This is a genomic window from Aquitalea aquatilis, assembly GCF_005155025.1.
Taxonomy (GTDB): Bacteria; Pseudomonadota; Gammaproteobacteria; order Burkholderiales; family Chromobacteriaceae; genus Aquitalea; species Aquitalea aquatilis.
Genome location: NZ_CP039731.1, coordinates 3,586,856 through 3,604,688 on the forward strand (window position 1 = coordinate 3,586,856; position 17,833 = coordinate 3,604,688).

The following is a 17,833-nucleotide window of genomic DNA, read 5'->3' on the forward strand; positions in this document are numbered from 1 at the left end:
TTATTTGTATATGCAATTAGCGGAAAAGTGTTGCGGCAGACACCAAAACCGACTCAAGCCAGCGCGGCACGCAAGGCCAGCCACTGGGTCAGCTTGGCAGGATAAGACAGGGTATAGGCAGGACTGGAAGAAGGCAGATCAAACAAGGTAGGCAGCTTGCTCATGACAGCCAGCTGCTTGCGGCCAATGGCAGCCGCCGTGCTGCCGTTGAAGGCAATGGCACGCAAGGCCGGCAGGCTGGCACACAGCGCCGGCAAATCATTAGGGCTGATGCCACGGATGGCCGCGTCCAGACTACCCTGACGCTGCGCCTGCGCCACCACATCCCACAGCCCGATGCCGTGCTGTTGCAGGGCGGCCAGCCGGGCTGGGTAGTCCAGCGCCAGCAGATCGCACCCCAGCAGCTCGCCCAGCAAACGCCAGAACTGGTTGCGCGGGTGGGCATAGTATTGCACCGCCTGCAGTGAGGCATCGCCGGGCAAGGACCCCAGAATCAGCAAACGGGTTTGCGGGTTCACCACCGGCGGGAAACAGGATTTGGCGGTATCGTTCATGTGCAAGCAGCGCTAGAACAGCTGCCCCTGCTGACGGGCCAGCCAGGCCTTGACCGGACCGAATGATTTACGATGTGCCGCCAGCGCGCCGTGTGCCTCCAGCGCCGCCAGATGCTCGGCGGTGGGATAGCCCTTGTGGCGGGCAAAACCGTATTGCGGGTGCAGGACGTCCAGCGCCACCAGTTCGGCATCGCGCGCCGTCTTGGCCAAAATGGAGGCAGCAGAAATAGCCTGCACCTTGGCATCGCCCTTGACGATGGCCTCGGCCGGCAAAGTCAGCTGCTTGGGGACGCGATTGCCATCGATCAGCACCCTGCCCGGCTGCGTTGTCAGCCCCTCCACCGCCCGACTCATCGCCAGCATGGTGGCGTGCAGGATATTCAGCTGGTCGATTTCCTCAACGCTGGCACTGGCGATACACCAGGCCAGCGCATCGCGTTTGATGAGGATGGCCAAGGCATCACGCTTGGCCTCGCTCAACACCTTGGAATCAGCCAGCCCGGCAATCGGCCGCGCCGGATCGAGAATGACCGCAGCAGCAAACACCGCCCCGGCCAGCGGGCCACGCCCGGCCTCGTCCACACCGGCGATCAACTCGCCCGTAACCAGCAAGCTCAGACTGTCCGGCATCCCGCCTCCTGCAGCACGGCCGTGGCCGCCAGACTGGCCGTGTCGGCCAGCAGCGACTGATGCAGATCGGTAAAGGCTTGCACCATCTCCACCCGCGCATCCTGATCGACATACAGACGCTTGACCTCGGCCGCCAGCTTCTCGGCCGTGGCCTCTTTCTGCAGCAGCTCCGGCACCACGAAACGACCGCACAGGATATTGGGCAGACCAACATAGGGCAGCTTGATCTTGCGCTTGACCAGCTGATAGGTAAGCCAGGACAGCTTGTAGCTGATCACCATCGGCCGCTTGGTCAAGGCCACTTCCAGCGTGGCCGTGCCACTGGTCACCAGCACCACATCACTGGCGATCATCGCCATCTGCGCATGGCCAAACAGCTTGCGTAGTGGCAGATCCCAAGCCTTGTGGCGGGTCAGCAGACGGTCGAACAGATCCATGGTCGCGCGCGTCGCCAACGGCACCAGGAAGGTGGCATCCGGGTAGTCGCGCAGCAGGATGCGGGCGGCCTCGATGTACAGCGGCGCCATGAATTCCAGCTCGCTCTTGCGGCTACCCGGCATCAGGGTAAACACCGGAGCCTGCCGCGGCAGACCCAGCTGCTCGCGCATGGCCAGTTGATCCGGCACCAGGGGAATTTCGCTGGCCAGCGGATGGCCGACAAAATCCGCCTTTACCCCCGCCTTGTCATACAGCGCCGGCTCCATCGGGAACAGGCACAGCACGCGGTTGACGGCACGGCCTATCTTGTAGATGCGCTCCAGCCGCCAGGCCCATACCGAGGGGCTGACATAGTGCACGGTGGCAATACCGCTTTTTTTCAGCGCGGCTTCCAGCGCCAGATTGAAGTCCGGCGCATCCACACCGATGAACACATCCGGCTTCTCGGCCTTGAGCCGCTCGCGCAAGTCACGGCGAATGCGCAACAGCTCCGGCAGGCAGCGCAGCACCTCGGCATAGCCGCGTACCGCCAGCTTTTCCTGCGGCACCATGGAGTAAAAACCGCGCGCTTCCATGCGTGGGCCACCAATGCCGGCAAATTCGACATCGGCATGGCGAGCCTGCAAGGCGTCGATCAGGTGCGCGCCCAGCACATCACCGGAGGCCTCGCCCACCACCATGGCAACCTTGAGCGCGCCCTTGCGTTTGAACAGGCTGTCAGACATGGTCAGCGAATAATGCCTCGCTCAGACTGGGCAAAGAAGCGGGCAAACGGCTCCAGCTCGGCATGGCCTTGCTGCGCCTCGGCCAGAATGGCTTCCTTGGCCGCATCGTATTGCAGGCCCTGGCGATACAGTGCCTTGTAGGCATTGCGGATGCGGCGGATCTGCTCCGGCGTGAAGCCACGACGCTTCAGACCTTCGGCATTGATACCAGCCGGCACGGCGCGGTTGCCATGCGCCATCACATAGGGCGGCACATCCTGCGCCACCGCACTGGCAAAGGCCGTCATGGCGTGATCGCCGACAATGGCAAACTGGTGCACGCTGGTAAAGCCGCCCAGAATCACCCAGTCACCGATATGCACATGGCCGCCCAGCGTGGCGTTATTGGCAAAGATGGTGTGGTTACCGATCTGGCAGTCATGGCCCAGATGCACATAGGCCATGATCCAGTTGTCGTTGCCCAGACGGGTCACACCCACATCCTGCGCGGTACCGATATTGAAGGTACAGAATTCGCGGATGGTGTTGTTGTCGCCGATTTCCAGACGGGTGGGTTCGCCGGCGTATTTCTTGTCCTGCGGAATGGCCCCCAGCGAGCTGAACTGGAAAATGCGGTTGTTCCTGCCAATGCTGGTATGGCCTTCAATCACCACATGCGGCCCCACCCAGGTACCGCTGTCTATGCTGACATCCGGCCCGATGATGGAGTAGGCACCGATTTCCACATCGGCGGCAATGCTGGCTTTGGGATCAACAATGGCAGTCGGGTGAATGGCCATGATCAGACCTCGCGCTTGGCACACATGATTTCGGCTTCACAAGCCACCTGGCCATCCACCAGCGCGCGCGCGGTGTACTTGCCGATGCCGCGCTTGACGGTGATCTGCTCCACTTCGAAGATCATCTGGTCGCCCGGCACCACCTGGCGCTTGAAACGGGCCTTGTCGATGCCGACAAAGAAATACAGCTCGTTTTCAGCGCGCTCGCCCTGGCTCTTGATCGCCAGGATGCCGGCAGCCTGCGCCAGTGCTTCGATGATCAGCACACCCGGCATCACCGGGTATTGCTCGAAATGGCCGCAGAAGAAAGGCTCGTTGATGGTGACGTTCTTCAGTGCCTTGATACGGGTATTCGGCACCAATTCGGTGACACGGTCGACCAGCAGGAAGGGGTAGCGGTGCGGCAGGCACTGCATGATTTCCCGTACATCAATCGTCACGGCGTGTTCAGTCATTGGCGTTGTCCTCAGGTTCTTTCAGTTTGCCGATCTCGCGTTCGAGTTGTTTTATGCGCTTGGCGAGATCGTCCAGATGTCTTACATGAACGGCGTTACCCAGCCATTCCTTCATGGTTTGCAGCGGATAGGACGAGGCATAGGTATCCGGCTGGCGAATGGACTTGGACACCAGGGTACCGCCGCCGATATGCGTCTTGTCCGCCACGTCGATATGGCCAACAAACATGGCCGCGCCACCCACCGTGCAGTGCGCGCCGATCCTGGTGCTGCCGGCAATGCCGACACAACCGGCGATGGCGGTGTGCTCGCCGATCTGCACATTGTGGGCGATCTGCACCAGGTTATCGATCTTGGCACCACGGCGGATGATGGTGTCGGCCAGCGCACCGCGATCGATGGTGGTATTGGCACCTACCTCGACATCATCCTCGATGATGACGCGACCGGTTTGCGGAATCTTGAACCAGTGATCCTTGGCCCAGGCCAGGCCAAAGCCGTCGGCACCGATCACGCTGCCGGAATGCACCGCCACCCGGTGGCCCAGGATGCAGCCGTGATAAACACTGACATTGGGATAGAGCACCACGTCGTCGCCCAGCACGGTGCCGTCGCCGACCACCACACCGGGGTGCAGGATGCAGCGCTCGCCGATGACAGCGGCACGACCGATGCTGACGTGCTCGCGCACTTCGCTACTGGCCGCGATGACACTGCCCTCGCCCACCACGGCCGTGGGGTGTATGCCGGGCTGCGGCTGGGCCGGCGGATGAAACAGTGTGGCGACCTTGGCAAAGTACAGATAAGGGTCGTCCACCACGATCCACGAGCGTGCCGGGTCCAGCTCGGCCGCCAGCTTGGGTGATACGATCACCGCGCCGGCCGCGCAAGTTTCCAGCTGCTTGCGGTACTTGGGATTGGACAGAAAAGTGATATCGGCCGGCCCCGCCACATCCAGCGGTGCCAGACGCTCGACCAAGCGGTCAGCGCCCTCGAGCGCGCCGCCAAGTTGGGCCACGATATGTGAAAGCGTGTACGCCATCAAAAATGAAAGCCGACCACGGGTCGGCTTCTCCCGTAACTGTTAGGCAGGATTACTTCTCAAGTTCCTTCAGCACTTTGCTGGTCAGGTCGAACTTGGGATTGACGTAAACGACATCCTGCAGGATCAGGTCGTACTGCTCGCGGTCGGCAATTTGCCTGAGCACGCGATTGGCACGCTCCTGCACCGAGGCGAACTCTTCATTGCGGCGCTGATTGAAGTCCTCGGACATTTCACGCCCCTTGGCGCGATAGTCACGATCCAGCGCTGCATATTCGCGCTCGTAGCGTTTGCGGTCGTCGATGGAAAGCGTGCTCTTGGCCATCATGCCTTCCAGCTCTTTGGCACGGTTTTCCATTTTTTTCAGCTCGGTCCTGCGATCGGCAAACTCCTTGTCCAGTTTTTTCTGGATGGCGATTGCCGGCGCAGCTTCGCGGTATACCCGCTCAATATTGACAAAACCCAGCTTGAAATCAGCCGCAGTGGCCTGCAGGCTGAGCAGGGCCAGCCCCGCCAGCCACCATTTGAAAGAAGATTTCATGTTCAGGCCTCTTTCCGTTTAGAAGACAGTACCCAGTTGGAACTGGAAGCGCTGTTGCTTGTCGCCTTCCTTCTTGCGCAGCGGGTCGGCGTAGCTGAACTTCATCGGTCCCAGCGGTGACAACCAGGTCACGGCAAAACCGGCAGAGTAGCGCAGTTCGCTGCTCGGGGTACTGCCAGAGAAGGTGGTATCCCACACGCTGCCGGCATCGAAGAACACACTGGCACGTACCGATTTGTTGTCCTTCATGCCCGGAAAGGGGAACAACACTTCGGCATTGGCCACCGCCTTGCGGGTACCACCCATGTAGTCACCATTGGTGTCCTTGGGGCCCAGACTGTTGTTGTCGTAGCCGCGCACCGAACCGATACCGCCCAGGTAGAAGTTCTGGAAGAACGGCAGCGTGGAGGTCTTGCCATAACCGCTGGCATAGCCCACTTCGCCGTTCAGCATCAGGGTGTAAGTCTTGGACAGCGGGAAGAACCACTGCTGGCTATGCGTCAGGCGGTAGTATTCGAGATCGCCGCCCGGCAGGCCGGCATCAGCCTGTACCTTGATCGAGGCACCGCGCGTCGGCCACAGCGAGCTGTCGCGGGTATCGCGGCCCCAGCTGACCGAACCCAGCAGCGTCTTGTTCTTCGCACCATACTGGTTGACGAAGTCGATATAGCGCTGCGGACTGGTGTCGTAAGTGGTGATCTTGGTCTGTTCCACACCGATACTGAAGTTGATGCGGTCAAACTCGGTCACCGGCACGCCAAAGCGTACTGCAGCACCATCGGTGGAGGTCTTGTAGGCCGAGGTCGAGGTGGCATCCGGATTGTACACGCGGTGGTACAGGTCGTAGCCCAGGCTGACGCCATCCGGGGTGAAGTACGGATCGGTAAACGACAGCGAGATGTTCTTGTTCACCTTGCCGTTGGAAATACCGAAAGACATGTACTTGCCGGAACCAAAGATATTGCTTTGCGAAATGCTGGCCGACAGCTGGATGCCCTCACCCTGCACAAAGCCCACGCCGGCGGAGATGCTGCCGGTGGCGCGCTCTTTCAGGTTGATGTTCATGTCCACCTGATCGGGCGCATCCGCCACGGCCGGGGTGTCCACGGTGACATCTTCGAAATAGCCCAGCAGCTCGATACGTTCCTTGCTGCGCTTGACGCTGGCCGCATTGTAGGGTGCGCCTTCCAGCTGGCGCAGTTCGCGCCGCACCACTTCATCGCGGGTCTTGGTGTTGCCGGCGATGTTGACGCGGCGGACATAGGTCTTGCGGCCCGGATCGACGAAGAAGGTGAAACCAACCTGTTTCTTGTCACGGTTGATTTCCGGCAGCGCGTTCACATTGGCAAAGGCATAGCCTTCATTGCCCAGACGATCGCTCAGCGCCTTGACGCTTTCGGTCACCTTCTCGTTATTGAACACTTCGCCGTTCTTGAAGGTGATCAGCTTGCGCAGATCAGCCTCGGGCACCTTCAGATCGCCAGCCAGCTTGATGTCGGAGACGGTGAACTTGCCGCCTTCGCTGACATTGATAGTCAGGAACATGTGTTCCTTGTCGGCGCTCATGGAAACCTGGGTGGATTCAATATTGAATTCCAGATAGCCCTGGTTCTGGTAGAAAGCCTTGAGCTTTTCCAGGTCGCCGGTCAGCTTCTGTTTGGAGTACTGGTTATCCTTGGTCAGCCAGGACATCCAGCCGCCGGAAGTCAGCGTCATTTCGTCCAGCAGCTGGTCCTGGGTGAAGGCCTTGGTGCCGACAATATGGATGTCTTTGATCTGGGCGGTAATGCCTTCGGTGATGTCCAGCGTGACCGCTACGCGGTTGCGTTCCAGCTTGGTGACTTGCGGGGTGATTTCCACGGCGTATTTGCCGCGGCTGTAGTACTGGCGCTTGAGCTCCTGTACCGCGCCGTCCAGCAAAGCCTGGTCGAAAATGCGCGACTCGGCAAAGCCATTGTCCTTCAGGGCCTTTTTCAGCTGATCCTTGCTGAATTCCTTGGCGCCGTTGATGTTGAGCTGGGTAATCACCGGGCGCTCGACCACGGCCACAATCACCACGCCATTGCGCGACTCTACCCGCACATCATCGAAAAAGCCGGTGGCAAACAGGCTCTTGATGGACTCACGCGCTTTTTCATCGCTATAGGTGTCGCCCACCTTGACCGGGAGGTAGTTGAAGACGGTACCGGCTTCGGTACGCTGCAGGCCTTCAACCCGGATATCCTTGATTACAAACGGTTCCGCAGCCCAAACAGCTGTTGCCGTAGTGATGCCCAGCACAGCGGCCGCAAGTAGTTTCAATTTCATAGGTTTGTTTTAACCCCCAAAAAGGCGGCTGATATCGTTCAGCACGGCAAATAGCATCAGCGACGCCAGCAGGATGAATCCGATCTTCTGTCCAAACAGTTGCGCACGCTCGCTCAGCGGGCGGCCTTTGACCAGCTCCGCGACATAATACATTAAGTGCCCACCATCCAGCACAGGTATCGGCAATAGATTCAACACGCCGATACTGACACTGATCAGCGCCAGAAATTCAAGATACGGACTCCAGCCCTCGCGTGCAGTCTGACCGGCGATGCTGGCAATGGTCAGCGGGCCGGACAGATTGTCCAGCGAAGCCTGGCCGATCACCATGCGGCCGAGAAACTTCAGGCTCATCCAGGCAGTGCTGGTGGTCTTGTGCAAAGCCTCGACGGCAGCTTCGGCCGCGCCGGGCTTGTGCATGAAACTCAGCTGCTTCATCCAGGCGCTGTCCAGCAGCGGTGCGGCACCGATACGGCCTATCATCACGTCGCCATCCGCCACGGTGGCCGGGCGCAGCTTGACATCCTGCGGCTTGCCATCGCGCTCGATGCGAATCAGCAATTCCTTGCCAGGGCTTTCGTGAATCAGCTTGACCCAGGCATCCCAGCTGGCCAGCGGTTTGCCATCCGCCGACAGCAGTTTGTCGCCAGTCTTCAGCCCAGCCTTCGAGGCAACACTTCCCTCTTCCACACCACCGATGGCAGGCAGATAGCGCATCGGCATCAGACCGGGATTGCCCTGCTCCAGCGCCTTGAGTGCGTCTTCATCGGCCTGCGCCGGATCGATGCTGCGCAGCAGCGTTGCACCCTGAGACGTTTTTACCTGCACGCGGATCGGCACATCACCACTACCCGCGGCATCCACCAGCGCCAGCCTCAGCTGCTGCCAGTCAGCTACCGGCTGCTTATTGACCGACAACACCCGGTCACCCGCCTGGAAACCAGCCGTCGCCGCCAGACTGGGCGTAAGCACCGTCCCCACTTGCGGCAGCAATTGCGCCATGCCGCCGGCGATCACCACCCAGTAGAACAACACCGCCAGCAGCAGATTGGCCAGCGGCCCCGCTACCACAATCGCCATGCGCTTGAGCACGTGCTGGTTGTTGAAGGCCAGATGACGCTCCTCGGCCGGCACTTCCATTTCGCGCTCATCCAGCATGCGCACATAACCACCCAGCGGAATCGGACTGATGGCCCATTCGGTATCGCCACGCTGAATGGTGTAAAGCGGTTTGCCAAATCCTACGGAAAAGCGCAGCACCTTGACGCCACACCAGCGCGCCACCCAGAAGTGGCCCAACTCGTGAAAGGTAACCAGTACGCCAATGGCCACCAGAAATGCAATGAATGTCAGCATGAGCTCACCTTGTTCGCGGCAAAGCGTCGCGCCTCGCCATCTTTGTCCAGCAGCGCCGCCAGCGTGGTGCTGGCCGACAGGCTGACACCGGCCAACGTGGCTTCCACCACCTTGGCGATATCAACAAAACGCAGGCGACCTTCCAGAAACGCCGCCACCGCCACTTCATTGGCCGCATTCAGCACGGCCGGCGCATCGCCACCACTTTGCAGCGAAGCGAATGCCAGGCCCAGGCAGGGAAAGCGCTGCAAATCCGGCTGCTCGAAGGTGAGCGAGCCCATGCTGAAGAAATCCAGCGATGCCACGCCGGCCTCGATACGCTCCGGCCAGGCCAGTGCGCAGGCAATCGGCGTACGCATATCGGGCGACCCCAGCTGCGCCATCACCGAGCCATCGCGGTATTGCACCATGGAGTGGATGACACTTTGCGGATGAACAACCACATCAATGCGTTCCGGCGGCGCAGCAAACAGCCAGTGCGCCTCGATCACTTCCAGCCCCTTGTTCATCAGGCTGGCTGAGTCCACCGAAATCTTGCGCCCCATCACCCAATTGGGATGACGGCAGGCATCTTCCGGCGTGACCTGCAGCAAGGCCTCGGCGCTGTGCTGGCGAAACGGCCCGCCTGAGGCAGTAAGAATGATCTTGCGGATGCCGGCCGCATCCAGATTGCCGGCATAGTCATGCGGCAAGGACTGGAAAATGGCGTTGTGCTCGCTATCCACCGGCAGCAGCGTGGCACCATGCAAGCGCACGGCTTCCATGAATAGCCGGCCAGCTACCACCAGTGCTTCCTTGTTGGCCAGCAGGATTTTCTTGCCGGCACAGGCAGCCGCCATGGCTGACGGTAGCCCGGCAGCGCCGACAATGGCGGCCATCACCACATCGACTTCCGGCAAGGCAGCCACTCGCTCCAGCGCAGCCGCACCGTACAGCACTTCGGTGGTCAGCCCACGCTCACGCAGCCGGCCTTGCAAGGCATTGGCTGCGGCGGCATCAGCCACCACGACATAAAGGGGAAGAAAACGACAAGCCTGTTCGAACAGGCGATCCACCTGGCGGTGACCACTCAGAGCCACTACCCGGTAACGATCAGGATGACGGGCAACCACATCCAGCGTATTGACGCCGATGCTGCCGGTTGCCCCAAGAACTGCAATGCCTTGAGGTTTCATGAGATGAGCTTACAGCCCGCCCAGCACGCGCAGCGCATTGCTGACTGCCAGAACGGCAATGAGACTATCGATTCGGTCGTAAACGCCGCCATGACCAGGCAGCAACTTGCTGCTGTCTTTCATGCCCGAGACACGCTTGAACCAGGATTCCAGCAGATCACCACAGACACTGACTGCGGTCAGCGGCAAGGACAGCAGCACCAGCCCCCACAGTGGCAGCCCTACGGAGATCCAGCCCAGCTTGCTGACGATGACCACATACACCGCCACGCCAAGCAATGCACCATACACACCCTCCCAGCTCTTGCCGGGACTGATGGAAGGCGCCAGCTTGCGCTTGCCAAAGGCCTTGCCAGAGAAATAAGCCGCCACGTCGGCCACCCACACCAGCCCCATGACTGCCAGCAAAGTCAGTGCATGGGCGCTGTCAGCCTGCGGCCGCCATTCCAGAAAACCATACCAGGCCGGCAGCATCAGCAACCAGCCCAACACCATGGCCAGCGGCAGCGAAACCAGCTTCCAGCGCCGCACCAGCCACAAGGGCATGACCAGCAACCAGAAAGCCAGCGCCAGGCCATGCCCGGCCAGCGGCATATGCCAGCCCTGCTGCCAGGACACAGCAGCAAATGCGCTGCTCAGCGCCAGATACGCCCATTGCGGCGCACCGTACAAACCGGCCATGCGGGAGAATTCCCACAGAGCCAGCAAAATGATCAACCAGGAAAAACCGGCCCAGGCATTGGCCGGAAACAGGAACAGTGCCGCCAGCATCAGCGGCAGCAATACCAGAGCAGTCAGAATGCGAGTCTTGAGCATGAAGGATCAGTTTCTGCGCTGCTGGGCTGGCAGCTGTTCGCTGGTACGGCCAAAGCGGCGCTCGCGTTCGCGATAGGAATTGAGCGCGCCCTCCAGGGCCGTGCGATCAAAGTCCGGCCACAACAGATCGGTAAAATACAGCTCGGAATAAGCCAGTTGCCACAGCAGGAAGTTGCTGATGCGCTGCTCGCCACCAGTACGGATGAACAGGTCCGGCTCCGGTGCCCAGTGTGTGGACAGCCGCTCGGCCAGATTTTCTTCGGTAATCTGGCTGACGCCGTCGGCGATCAGGCCATTGACGGCATTGAGCACATCCCAGCGGCCACCGTAGTCGGCGGCGATACTCAGCACCAGGCCATCGTTGCCAGCCGTCTTGTCTTCTGCCGCCTGGATGCGCTCGGCCAGCGCCGGACTGAAGCGCTCGCGCGTACCCAGCACCCGCAGCCGGATGTTATTGGCATGCAGCTTGCTGACTTCGTTTTCCAGCGCCCGAATGAACAGATCCATCAGGAAGGACACTTCATCCTGCGGCCGCCGCCAGTTTTCAGTGGAAAAGGCGAACAGCGTCAGGTACTCCACCCCCAGCTCCTTGCAGGCGGTCACCACTTCGCGCACGGCATCCAGCCCTTTTTTATGACCGGCTACCCGTGGCAGGAAACGCTTCTTGGCCCAACGGCCATTGCCATCCATGATGATGGCGATATGCCGGGGTACACAGCGCACCTCCGGCACGTCCTTGGTGGAGCTTCCAAACAAGGCTATTTCCTTTATACCGCCATCAGGTCTGCTTCTTTGCCTGCCAGTGCCTTGTCGATCTCGGCAATGAACTTGTCGGTCATTTTCTGGATGTCGTCCTGGCCGCGACGCTCGTCATCCTCGGTAATCGACTTGTCCTTGAGCAGGTTCTTGAAGTCATTGTTGGCATCGCGGCGGATATTGCGCACGGCCACGCGGGCACCTTCGGCCTCGCCCTTCACCACTTTGATCAGGTCGCGACGACGCTCTTCAGTCAGCATCGGCATCGGCACGCGGATGATCTCGCCCATGGAAGCCGGATTCAGACCCAGATCAGAATCACGGATGGCCTTTTCGATCTTGGCCACCATATTCTTTTCCCAGGCTTGCACACCGATGGTGCGGGAATCGATCAGGCTGACATTGGCCACCTGATTCACCGGTACACCGCTGCCATAGTAGTCGACCATGACATGATCAAGAATGCCGGTGTGGGCGCGACCTGTTCGCACTTTGGTCAGGTCGGTCTTGAACGCCTCCAGAGTCTTGCTCATCTTCTGCTCGGCGGATTTCTTGACTTCATTAATCATGCTTGCTCCAAAAATCGGTACTTTGAAAAACAAGGCGGAAAGCGGCTTCCAGCCGTTTCCGCCCCTTGGTATTCGTCAAGCTCAGCAGTGTACCAGCGTGCCTTCATCTTCGCCAAGCACTACGCGCTTGAGCGCGCCCTGCTTGAAGATGCTGAACACCTTGATATTCAGGTGCTGGTCACGGCACAGCGCGAAGGCGGTCGCATCCATCACTTTCAGATTACGGCCAATGGCCTCATCGAAAGTCAGGGTCTGGTAGCGCACGGCATCGGGATTCTTTTTCGGATCATCGGTATACACGCCATCAACCTTGGTGGCCTTGAGCATGATGTCCACATTCATTTCCATGCCGCGCAGTGCGGCTGCGGTATCAGTGGTGAAGAAGGGGTTGCCGGTGCCCGCACCGAAAATCACCACTTTGCCCTCTTCCAGATACTGCATGGCCTTGCCGCGCACATAGGGTTCGGCAATCTGCTGCATGGTCAGTGCGGATTGCACGCGGGCAATCAGACCCACCTTGCCCATTGCATCCTTCAGCGCCAGTGCATTCATCACCGTCGCCATCATGCCCATATAATCGGCCGTTGCACGATCCATGCCGCTGGCAGCACTGGAAACGCCACGGAAGATATTGCCGCCACCAATCACGATACCCACCTGCACACCAAGCTCTACCACTTCCTTGATCTGGCCAACAATCTGCTCGATGGTCGAGCGGTTGATGCCGTAGTTATCGTCGCCCATCAGGGCTTCACCAGACAGCTTGAGCAGAATGCGTTTATAGGAAGGAGCTTGGCTCATGATAACCTCGAGTTGGGTGTTTTTAGGGCATTCAGTTTGCAAAACGGCACCCTGCAGGCAGGGTGCCGTTCGATCATACAGTCTTGTCAGACTTACAGCTTGGCAGCAGCAGCCACTTCAGCAGCATAGTCTACAACCTTCTTCTCGATGCCTTCGCCAACAACAAACATGGCGAATGCCTTCACAGAAGCGGATTTTTCAGCCAGCAGCTTTTCAACGGTCACGTCCGGGTTCTTGACGAAAGGCTGACCCACCAAGGTCACTTCAGCCAGGTACTTGTTGACGCGGCCTTCTACCATCTTGGCGACGATATCAGCCGGCTTGCCGGATTCAGCAGCTTGTGCGGTGTAGATCTTGCGTTCTTGTTCCAGGGTTTCGGCCGGAACCTGATCCTTGGACACGCAGATCGGCTTGGAAGCAGCGATGTGCATGGCAATGTCGCGACCCAGCGCTTCGTCACCCTTCAGGTCGACGATCACGCCGATCTTGGCACCGTGCAGGTAGGTGGCGATGGTGCCGTCGGTTTCGTAACGCACGAAACGACGGATGGTCATGTTCTCACCCAGCTTGGCAATGGCAGCCTTGCGGATTTCTTCAACGGACACGCCGTCTACTTCAACAGCGGACAGGGCTTCAACATCAGCCGGGTTCGCAGTTGCAGCAGCCTGGGCAGCAGCAGCAGCCAGCGCCAGGAAGGTCGGGTCCTTGGCAACGAAGTCGGTTTCACAGTTCACTTCAACCAGGGCGCCAACGCCACCAGCCACGTAGGAACCGATGATACCTTCGGCAGCCAGACGGCCAGCCATCTTGGAAGCCTTGTTGCCGGACTTGATGCGCAGAATTTCTTCGGCCTTGGCAGCGTCGCCTTCAGCTTCAACCAGGGCTTTTTTGCACTCCATCATGCCCAGGCCGGTAGCAGCGCGCAGATCCGAAACCATCTTTGCGGTAATTTCCGCCATTTGTAACTCCTGTATTCGATACGTAAGGTAATCAGGTCTAAAAAAAGGGGCTTGCGCCCCCTTTCGAGTCTGCTTACTCAGCCTGGGCCGTTTCAGCAGCGGCTACGACTTCTTGCAGCGACTGAGCGCGGCCTTCCAGTACGGCGTCGGCGATGCCGCGAGCGTACAGGCGGATAGCGCGACTGGAGTCGTCGTTACCCGGAACTACGTAGTCGATGCCGTCCGGGGAGTTGTTGGTATCAACAACGCCGATCACCGGAATGCCCAGTTTCTTGGCTTCAACAATGGTACCTTTCTGGTAGCCAGTGTCGATAACGAAGATGGCGTCCGGCAGGCCCTTCATATCTTTGATACCGCCCAGCGAGCGTTCCAGTTTGTCAACTTCGCGTTGCAGGTCCAACAGTTCTTTCTTGTTGTAACCCATGTCAGCGCCTTCCAGGATGGCACGCTTCTCTTCAAGACGCTTGATGGACTGCTTCACGGTCTTGTAGTTGGTCAGCATGCCGCCGAGCCAGCGGTGATCAACAAACGGCATGCCAGCGCGAGCGGCTTCTTCACGGACGATCTCACGTGCCTGACGCTTGGTACCAACAAACATTACGGTACCCTTGTTGGCGGCCAGACGACGCACATATTCCTGGGCGCTGATGAACAGCGGCAGAGTCTTTTCCAGGTTGATGATGTGGATCTTGTTGCGGCTGCCAAAGATGTACTGAGCCATCTTCGGGTTCCAGAAACGGGTTTGGTGGCCGAAGTGAACACCGGCCTCAAGCATTTGACGCATGGTAACGTTGGTGGACATGCAAAAACTCCTTAAAGGGTTAAGCCTCCATCCGCGCAGACAACCGTCAGTCAATGACGGCACCCTTTGGCACGGATGTGCGTAGTTTATTCCCCTACCCAATGTAGAGGACGCAAGATTCTAGCACCACAGGGCAAGCTCACTCAAGCGTCTTGCCTGCATTTGCCTGCTCACGGGCCAATTCCTGCCTTTTTAGCAGGCGGCGGCGTGTCATTCTTGCAATAAACAGGGTGGGCAGAAAGCCCAGAAAGAACAGAATGGAAAACGCCGCCCACAGACTGTTCTGCGCCACCGCCAGCATCAACACCACGTAGAGCCAGCCAATCAATACCATATACATAATCAAACAACCGTTTGAAATTTTCGAAAAAAGCCTGAACAATAGCCCCACATTGTAAACCACCCGCCCGGTTCCCATCATGCAAACCCGATTTACCGAAACCTTTGGCGTGAGCCTGCCACTAGCCTGCCCCGGCATGAGCTATATCGCCACTCCCGAACTGGTCGCTGCCACGGCCAATGCAGGTGGACTGGGCATTCTGGCAAGTGGCCCGCTCAGCCCGGAACAGACCCGCGCCGCCATCCGCCGCATCCGCAGCCTGACGGATCGCCCTTTTGGCATCGGCTGCACGCTGATGATGCCGGGTGCGCGCGAAAACTGTGAAGTCGCCCTGCAAGAACAGGTAGCGGTGATCAACTTCTCACTGGGCAAAGGTGACTGGATCATCAAACGCGCCCATGCCTACGGCGGCAAGGTCATTGCCACCGTAGTTACCGAGAAACATGCCATTTCTGCCGAAAAAGCCGGCGTGGACGGGCTGTTGGTCACCGGCCACGAAGCGGCAGCACATGGCGGCGAGGTGACCTCGCTGGTGCTGATCCCGGCCATCCGCAAGGCAAGCTCGCTGCCCATCATCGCCGCCGGCGGCTTTGGCAGCGGTGCCGGCCTGCTCGCCGCGCTGGCACTGGGAGCCGACGCCGTGGCCATGGGTAGCCGCCTGGCAATGACGCAGGAAAGTCCGGTCCACGAGCGCAGCAAGGAGATGATTCGTCAGCGCAGCGTGGCCGATACCTTGTACTCGCGCAATTTCGACGGCCTGTGGTGCCGCATGATGGACACCCCCACCGCCCGTGCCGCCACCCGCAAGCCAATGAACCTGCTGGCAGCCGCCTGGAAAGCCAGCGCCATCGCCCGCAAGATGGGCATGCCGGTACTGAAAGTCGCCCTGGGCGGCATGCTGCAAAAACCGCAGGAGCTGCGCCAGCTGGCGCTGTTTGGCGCAGCCACCGAATCCATCCGTCTGGCTATTGAAGATGGCAATCACCAGCAAGGGGTGCAACTGATCGGCCAGGTACAAGGGCTGATTGATGATGTCCCCACCGTGCAGCAGCTGTTCGACCGCATCATGCAGGAGGCCGAACATAGCCTGAGCCACCTGCAACAGCTACACCAAGCCTGATCACCGCGCCGCCCGTTCATTCCAAGCGACTGGCGGCGCATTTTTCATGATGCGTTGTGCCAAATGACAAGATTTACACCATGCAAATCTTGTTTACACGCAACAAGATGCCAGCACGCAGCACCTGACCACATTGCCCGCCTCCGTCCCTTCCCGTATTCTCCCAGACTGACCCACCAGCCCGACAGCATGCCGCCACAGAGCGGCCAGCCCACACATCAAGAGATGACGCATGATCCCGCACCACAACGAGGCCGACCTCAGCACACCACGCCCGCTCAACCGCCAGGACTACCGCACCCTGGCCCTGGCTGCCCTGGGCGGCGCACTGGAATTTTACGACTTCATCATTTTCGTATTTTTTGCCCTGGTCATCGGCAAGCTATTCTTCCCGCCGGACATGCCGGACTGGCTGCGCCAATTCCAGACCTTCGGCATCTTTGCCGCCGGCTATCTGGCTCGACCACTAGGCGGCATCGTGATGGCCCACTTTGGTGACAAGCTGGGGCGCAAGCGCATGTTCACCCTGTCCATCGTGCTGATGGCCGTCCCCACCCTGCTGATGGGCATGCTGCCCACTTACGCCAGCATCGGCATCGCCGCGCCGCTGGCACTACTAGCCCTGCGCATTCTGCAGGGCGCAGCCATTGGCGGCGAAGTGCCCGGTGCCTGGGTATTCGTGGCCGAACACGTACCCGCCCGCCACACCGGCTATGCCTGCGGCACGCTGACTGCCGGCCTCACCGCCGGCATCCTGCTGGGTTCGCTGCTGGCCACCCTGATCAACAGCAGCTTCAGTCCGGCACAAATCAGCAACTGGGCCTGGCGGCTGCCTTTTCTGGTGGGTAGCATTTTTGGCCTGCTGGCCATGTATTTGCGCCAATGGCTGCAGGAAACGCCGGTCTTTGCCGAAATGCAGGCGCGTAAGACCCTGGCCGACGAACTGCCACTGAAGACTGTGCTGCGCGAACACAAACGCGCCGTCATCATCTCCATGCTGCTGACCTGGCTGTTATCCGCCGCCATCGTGGTGGTCATTCTGATGACGCCCACCTATCTGCAAAAGCAGTTCGGTATGGATGCCGCAACCACCCTCAAGGCCAACAGCCTCGCCACCATCGCCCTGACCGCAGGCTGCATGCTGGCCGGCCGCATCATCGACCGCATGGGCAGTGGCCTGACCTTCATCGTCGGCAGCCTGTTGCTGGGCGCTTGCAGCTATCACTTCTACACCAGCGTGGCGAGCGATGGCAGCCAGCTGTATGCGCTGTACAGCCTCACCGGCTTCAGCGTCGGCATTGTCGGAGCCGTTCCCTTCGTCATGGTGCGCGCCTTTCCGCCAGCAGTACGCTTTAGCGGCCTGTCATTCTCTTATAACGTCGCGTACGCCATTTTCGGCGGCCTGACACCAATGGCGGTTTCGCTATGGCTCAAGGCCGATCCGCTAGCCCCAGCCCACTATGTCGTCAGCCTGTGCGGCATGGGCGCATTATTAGGTGTCTACCTGCTACTGACCGAATCACCCCAGCGTGCAGACCGCACATCGACGCAGCACTGATTGCAGCAGCAATCGCTTTTTTCCACGGCCCTGCGGGGCCGTTTTTCATGCAACTGCGACCAGGATAATTCCGCAGCGCAGCAAGAATTAATTCTGACCACAGCGGAACC

General features: G+C 59.6%; 19 protein-coding genes. 2 read left to right on the forward strand and 17 right to left on the reverse strand.

Going from position 1 to position 17,833, the window contains the following annotated elements:
• Window positions 1-53: 53 nt before the first annotated feature.
• From FAZ30_RS16760 to FAZ30_RS16840, 17 genes are all read right to left on the reverse strand, one after another.
• Entirely contained in the window at window positions 54-554 is a 501-nt protein-coding gene (locus tag FAZ30_RS16760; RefSeq protein WP_137009898.1) for a DNA-deoxyinosine glycosylase, read from the reverse strand.
• Window positions 555-566: 12 nt separating this feature from the next.
• Window positions 567-1,184, reverse strand: coding sequence for a ribonuclease HII (rnhB, locus tag FAZ30_RS16765; RefSeq protein WP_205676610.1), 618 nt, complete (start codon window positions 1,182-1,184; stop codon window positions 567-569).
• Window positions 1,169-2,347: a lipid-A-disaccharide synthase gene (lpxB, locus tag FAZ30_RS16770; protein WP_124644007.1), complete on the reverse strand. Its 1,179-nt coding sequence runs from the start codon at window positions 2,345-2,347 to the stop codon at window positions 1,169-1,171. Before lpxB ends, rnhB begins: the two co-directional genes overlap by 16 nt.
• A gap of 2 nt (window positions 2,348-2,349) precedes the next feature.
• The gene (gene lpxA, locus FAZ30_RS16775) at window positions 2,350-3,126 is read right to left on the reverse strand and encodes an acyl-ACP--UDP-N-acetylglucosamine O-acyltransferase (RefSeq protein ID WP_124644006.1); all 777 of its coding nucleotides are present in this window, start codon (window positions 3,124-3,126) and stop codon (window positions 2,350-2,352) included.
• Between the two features lie 2 nt (window positions 3,127-3,128).
• The gene (gene fabZ / locus FAZ30_RS16780; RefSeq protein ID WP_124644005.1) at window positions 3,129-3,581 is read right to left on the reverse strand and encodes a 3-hydroxyacyl-ACP dehydratase FabZ; all 453 of its coding nucleotides are present in this window, start codon (window positions 3,579-3,581) and stop codon (window positions 3,129-3,131) included.
• Window positions 3,574-4,623 (reverse strand): UDP-3-O-(3-hydroxymyristoyl)glucosamine N-acyltransferase, encoded by a 1,050-nt coding sequence (gene lpxD, locus FAZ30_RS16785; RefSeq protein WP_124644004.1) that lies wholly within the window; start codon window positions 4,621-4,623, stop codon window positions 3,574-3,576. The genes fabZ and lpxD overlap by 8 nt, the downstream gene beginning before the upstream one ends.
• A 52-nt stretch (window positions 4,624-4,675) precedes the next feature.
• A complete protein-coding gene (locus tag FAZ30_RS16790) occupies window positions 4,676-5,164 on the reverse strand; it encodes an OmpH/Skp family outer membrane protein (protein WP_124644003.1) in 489 nt (162 codons plus the stop codon).
• An 18-nt stretch (window positions 5,165-5,182) separates the two neighbouring features.
• Window positions 5,183-7,471 carry an outer membrane protein assembly factor BamA gene (bamA, locus tag FAZ30_RS16795; protein WP_124644002.1) on the reverse strand — a complete coding sequence of 763 codons (2,289 nt, stop codon included), beginning with the start codon at window positions 7,469-7,471 and terminating at the stop codon, window positions 5,183-5,185.
• Between the two features lie 9 nt (window positions 7,472-7,480).
• Window positions 7,481-8,827 carry an RIP metalloprotease RseP gene (rseP, locus tag FAZ30_RS16800; protein WP_124644001.1) on the reverse strand — a complete coding sequence of 449 codons (1,347 nt, stop codon included), beginning with the start codon at window positions 8,825-8,827 and terminating at the stop codon, window positions 7,481-7,483.
• Complete coding sequence (gene ispC, locus FAZ30_RS16805; RefSeq protein WP_124644000.1) at window positions 8,821-10,002, reverse strand: 1-deoxy-D-xylulose-5-phosphate reductoisomerase; 1,182 nt, start codon at window positions 10,000-10,002, stop codon at window positions 8,821-8,823. The genes rseP and ispC overlap by 7 nt, the downstream gene beginning before the upstream one ends.
• 9 nt (window positions 10,003-10,011) lie before the next feature.
• A complete protein-coding gene (locus FAZ30_RS16810; RefSeq protein ID WP_124643999.1) occupies window positions 10,012-10,818 on the reverse strand; it encodes a phosphatidate cytidylyltransferase in 807 nt (268 codons plus the stop codon).
• A 6-nt stretch (window positions 10,819-10,824) separates the two neighbouring features.
• On the reverse strand, window positions 10,825-11,574 hold the full coding sequence (locus tag FAZ30_RS16815) for an undecaprenyl pyrophosphate synthase (protein WP_199731012.1): 750 nt from the start codon (window positions 11,572-11,574) through the stop codon (window positions 10,825-10,827).
• Window positions 11,575-11,585: 11 nt separating this feature from the next.
• Complete coding sequence (gene frr / locus FAZ30_RS16820) at window positions 11,586-12,143, reverse strand: ribosome recycling factor (RefSeq protein WP_124643998.1); 558 nt, start codon at window positions 12,141-12,143, stop codon at window positions 11,586-11,588.
• Between the two features lie 81 nt (window positions 12,144-12,224).
• A complete protein-coding gene (gene pyrH, locus FAZ30_RS16825) occupies window positions 12,225-12,944 on the reverse strand; it encodes a UMP kinase (RefSeq protein WP_103524543.1) in 720 nt (239 codons plus the stop codon).
• A 92-nt stretch (window positions 12,945-13,036) separates the two neighbouring features.
• Window positions 13,037-13,903 (reverse strand): translation elongation factor Ts, encoded by an 867-nt coding sequence (gene tsf, locus FAZ30_RS16830; RefSeq protein WP_124643997.1) that lies wholly within the window; start codon window positions 13,901-13,903, stop codon window positions 13,037-13,039.
• Between the two features lie 73 nt (window positions 13,904-13,976).
• Window positions 13,977-14,705: a 30S ribosomal protein S2 gene (rpsB, locus tag FAZ30_RS16835; protein WP_059285475.1), complete on the reverse strand. Its 729-nt coding sequence runs from the start codon at window positions 14,703-14,705 to the stop codon at window positions 13,977-13,979.
• Between the two features lie 139 nt (window positions 14,706-14,844).
• A complete protein-coding gene (locus FAZ30_RS16840; protein ID WP_246043374.1) occupies window positions 14,845-15,126 on the reverse strand; it encodes a hypothetical protein in 282 nt (93 codons plus the stop codon).
• On the opposite strand from FAZ30_RS16840, the gene FAZ30_RS16845 reads away from it, so the two are divergent.
• Window positions 15,125-16,165 (forward strand): NAD(P)H-dependent flavin oxidoreductase, encoded by a 1,041-nt coding sequence (locus FAZ30_RS16845; protein ID WP_124643996.1) that lies wholly within the window; start codon window positions 15,125-15,127, stop codon window positions 16,163-16,165. The two genes, FAZ30_RS16840 and FAZ30_RS16845, sit on opposite strands and share 2 nt — an antisense overlap.
• A gap of 232 nt (window positions 16,166-16,397) precedes the next feature.
• Window positions 16,398-17,723, forward strand: a complete 1,326-nt coding sequence (locus tag FAZ30_RS16850; RefSeq protein WP_137009899.1) for an MFS transporter — start codon at window positions 16,398-16,400, stop codon at window positions 17,721-17,723.
• Window positions 17,724-17,833: the final 110 nt, after the last annotated feature.

Bases quoted from the DNA above. Each gene is read 5' to 3' on its own strand.
- FAZ30_RS16760 (WP_137009898.1), bottom strand. From the start codon at position 554: ATGAACGATACCGCCAAATCCTGTTTCCCGCCGGTGGTGAACCCGCAA.
- rnhB (WP_205676610.1), bottom strand. From the start codon at position 1,184: ATGCCGGACAGTCTGAGCTTGCTGGTTACGGGCGAGTTGATCGCCGGT.
- lpxB (WP_124644007.1), bottom strand. From the start codon at position 2,347: ATGTCTGACAGCCTGTTCAAACGCAAGGGCGCGCTCAAGGTTGCCATG.
- lpxA (WP_124644006.1), bottom strand. From the start codon at position 3,126: ATGGCCATTCACCCGACTGCCATTGTTGATCCCAAAGCCAGCATTGCC.
- fabZ (WP_124644005.1), bottom strand. From the start codon at position 3,581: ATGACTGAACACGCCGTGACGATTGATGTACGGGAAATCATGCAGTGC.
- lpxD (WP_124644004.1), bottom strand. From the start codon at position 4,623: ATGGCGTACACGCTTTCACATATCGTGGCCCAACTTGGCGGCGCGCTC.
- FAZ30_RS16790 (WP_124644003.1), bottom strand. From the start codon at position 5,164: ATGAAATCTTCTTTCAAATGGTGGCTGGCGGGGCTGGCCCTGCTCAGC.
- bamA (WP_124644002.1), bottom strand. From the start codon at position 7,471: ATGAAATTGAAACTACTTGCGGCCGCTGTGCTGGGCATCACTACGGCA.
- rseP (WP_124644001.1), bottom strand. From the start codon at position 8,827: ATGCTGACATTCATTGCATTTCTGGTGGCCATTGGCGTACTGGTTACC.
- ispC (WP_124644000.1), bottom strand. From the start codon at position 10,002: ATGAAACCTCAAGGCATTGCAGTTCTTGGGGCAACCGGCAGCATCGGC.
- FAZ30_RS16810 (WP_124643999.1), bottom strand. From the start codon at position 10,818: ATGCTCAAGACTCGCATTCTGACTGCTCTGGTATTGCTGCCGCTGATG.
- frr (WP_124643998.1), bottom strand. From the start codon at position 12,143: ATGATTAATGAAGTCAAGAAATCCGCCGAGCAGAAGATGAGCAAGACT.
- pyrH (WP_103524543.1), bottom strand. From the start codon at position 12,944: ATGAGCCAAGCTCCTTCCTATAAACGCATTCTGCTCAAGCTGTCTGGT.
- tsf (WP_124643997.1), bottom strand. From the start codon at position 13,903: ATGGCGGAAATTACCGCAAAGATGGTTTCGGATCTGCGCGCTGCTACC.
- rpsB (WP_059285475.1), bottom strand. From the start codon at position 14,705: ATGTCCACCAACGTTACCATGCGTCAAATGCTTGAGGCCGGTGTTCAC.
- FAZ30_RS16845 (WP_124643996.1), top strand. From the start codon at position 15,125: ATGCAAACCCGATTTACCGAAACCTTTGGCGTGAGCCTGCCACTAGCC.
- FAZ30_RS16840 (WP_246043374.1), bottom strand. From the start codon at position 15,126: ATGATGGGAACCGGGCGGGTGGTTTACAATGTGGGGCTATTGTTCAGG.
- FAZ30_RS16850 (WP_137009899.1), top strand. From the start codon at position 16,398: ATGATCCCGCACCACAACGAGGCCGACCTCAGCACACCACGCCCGCTC.